The organism is Legionella brunensis (genome assembly GCF_001467025.1).
Taxonomy (GTDB): Bacteria; Pseudomonadota; Gammaproteobacteria; order Legionellales; family Legionellaceae; genus Tatlockia; species Tatlockia brunensis.
Genome location: NZ_LNXV01000027.1, coordinates 1 through 2,223, shown reverse-complemented (window position 1 = coordinate 2,223; position 2,223 = coordinate 1). Strand labels below are relative to the sequence as shown.

Sequence of the window (2,223 nt, the reverse complement as noted above, 5' to 3'; positions counted from 1 at the left end):
ATTTTTGAAAACGGATTGGCCCATGGTGGTTTACCGTTAGCCCTACAAAACCATGCCCTGATTAAGCATTTAAATCTTCAGGAACAACGGGAATGCCTCATCTCAGCTGATGAGAAATACATGGTTCTGCCGAATCCAAACCATGAAGTACGGCTATTCTATGGTGATAGATATGGCGATAAAAAACTCACCGTGCAAAAAGATTGGACGATTGATGGCAAAAAGCACGGCTATGAACTACAAGCGCTGACCAAGAATCACCTTGCATATCACGCCAATGAAGAAAACATCCCGGTTACCTCTTCCTTGCCTCTAGCCTTAACTGATGGCACGTCGGATTATTGGTATGCCACTAATAATTCAGGAGAAGGGCTCTTAGTTCAAAATAACAGTCCCGTTTATTCCATCGACTCTAAGGGAATAATTACAGTCCTGGATAAAGAGGGTAAAAAAACACCTTATCAGTTAAGTCAGCTTGATAAGCGATGGCATTCCGTTATTCATAATTTTGAGAGTAACAATTTTATACTGGCTCACACCAGCGCTAGTCATACTCTCATTAAACTGCCACGGTATAACCTGACATTAGAAGTCGACACCGCCGGTACCGAACCTGCTCTTGTGTACCCAGAAACTGGCGAACGCATCGTTGAGGGTTCATCACCCATTCACCCCAATGTGGGGGGGCTCGTGCTATCGAAGGGGGATTACAGCCGCTGCCTCGTGCCCGTAGCCCGATTTTATGCAACCGAGGATGATGCTGAACAAAGTGATTTCTATCCTGTGGTGCATGACACGAATGGAACGATTGCTAAAGCTGAGTTAAAAGCAGCCTGGGAGCGCCAACCTCCTGCGCAAGAGCCCATGTGGCAATACCAGGGTAGCGAGAAATACGTGAGCTTCCGCTTACAAGATGGAGAACCTGTCGCCGATACTGTCGCTGATGCCCTTTACTTAGCTTACACCTATCTTGCTACAGACCAAACAGAAAAGGCATGGGCTGTATTAGAAGATTGCAATACTCGTTTGGGAGGATTAACCGGTGATCCAGCAGAATTACAGTTTCTTTCCTGGATTTGCAAAGATATGCCTCATATCCTACCTAATTCAAATATAGATGCTGAGGATGCCACCAAAAGTACCCCCCCCTATGTAGCATGCCAATTAAAGGCATTAGGTCTTGCCAGTGATTTTCTCATGCAAGATCGCAAATTTGATCTAAAAGCGCCCAGCCTTGAGGATAGCGCTAATGCCCACTATGCGTTAAATCAACATCAAGGCTTAGAAAAATTCCTTAAAGCGCTTCCCGGAACAATTTACCAAACCTTTGACCGTTATCAAAGTATGGGGCGTCACCTTGAACATGGTTATCAACTGTCCAATCACGAGCGTAAAAGCCTGTTGGATTACTATCACATGTCACAACCCAAACCCGACAGAGCACCTCGGGGTTCTTTGGGTTATGAATGGATGAATTTAACGATTGAAGCCATCCAACAAGAGCGTGACGCACTTCTTGCTCGAGAAAAAGCAAAAACCTCGACGCCTGCTGACAAGAAAAGGTTAGAGTTTATTGATAAGCAACTCAAAAAATTGCAAAATGTGAGCAAGAAATCTACAAAGCTTGAAGAGGTAAGCATCGACTTAAGCATATCTTCCTCTAGTTTCATTAGAGAAGCTCATCTTTTACCTGGTACGGTGAAAGCTCTTGAAAGCTGGCAGGATGATGTTTTCGATTCAAAACTAGGTACAATAGAACTTACAAAGGCCGTTGCCGAGCTCTCTTCAAGCATGACTGACGATACCTTTATCACGAATTTTCCAGCGTACTTGCAATTAGCACGTTCAAATAAAGACCCCGAACTCCAGAAGCGTTTATTAACGTTCTGTAAGCAGACCTTACTTGCTAGTCGCCATGTACCATTCTACAACCAAGAATCAAATATTCCGCTCCTGTGTAATATTTTATATCGCGTAGTCAGCATGCCAGGTCACCATTATAGTTGGGGGGCAGTCAAATTTTCTCAATTGGTAAGCATTGTCAGTGGATTTGAGGTAGGTGAAAATACTATCGGTGAAAGTCCAAAAGTACCACCTATTAAAGTTCTGCAAGCGAAAGATATTTATACTAAAGTATTAGCAACACCTGAGCAGATACTCGCCCGAAAACGTCCGGAACATATTCCGCTCGTTGCAACAAAACTGGAAAAAACCTCCCTTTTA

1 protein-coding gene is annotated in these 2,223 nt (G+C 43.8%); it reads left to right on the top strand.

Features of this window, described 5'->3' with window-relative positions; translation table 11 throughout:
- The coding region (locus Lbru_RS17355) for a hypothetical protein (protein ID WP_162262405.1) at positions 1-2,223 on the top strand (2,223 nt) is incomplete at both ends.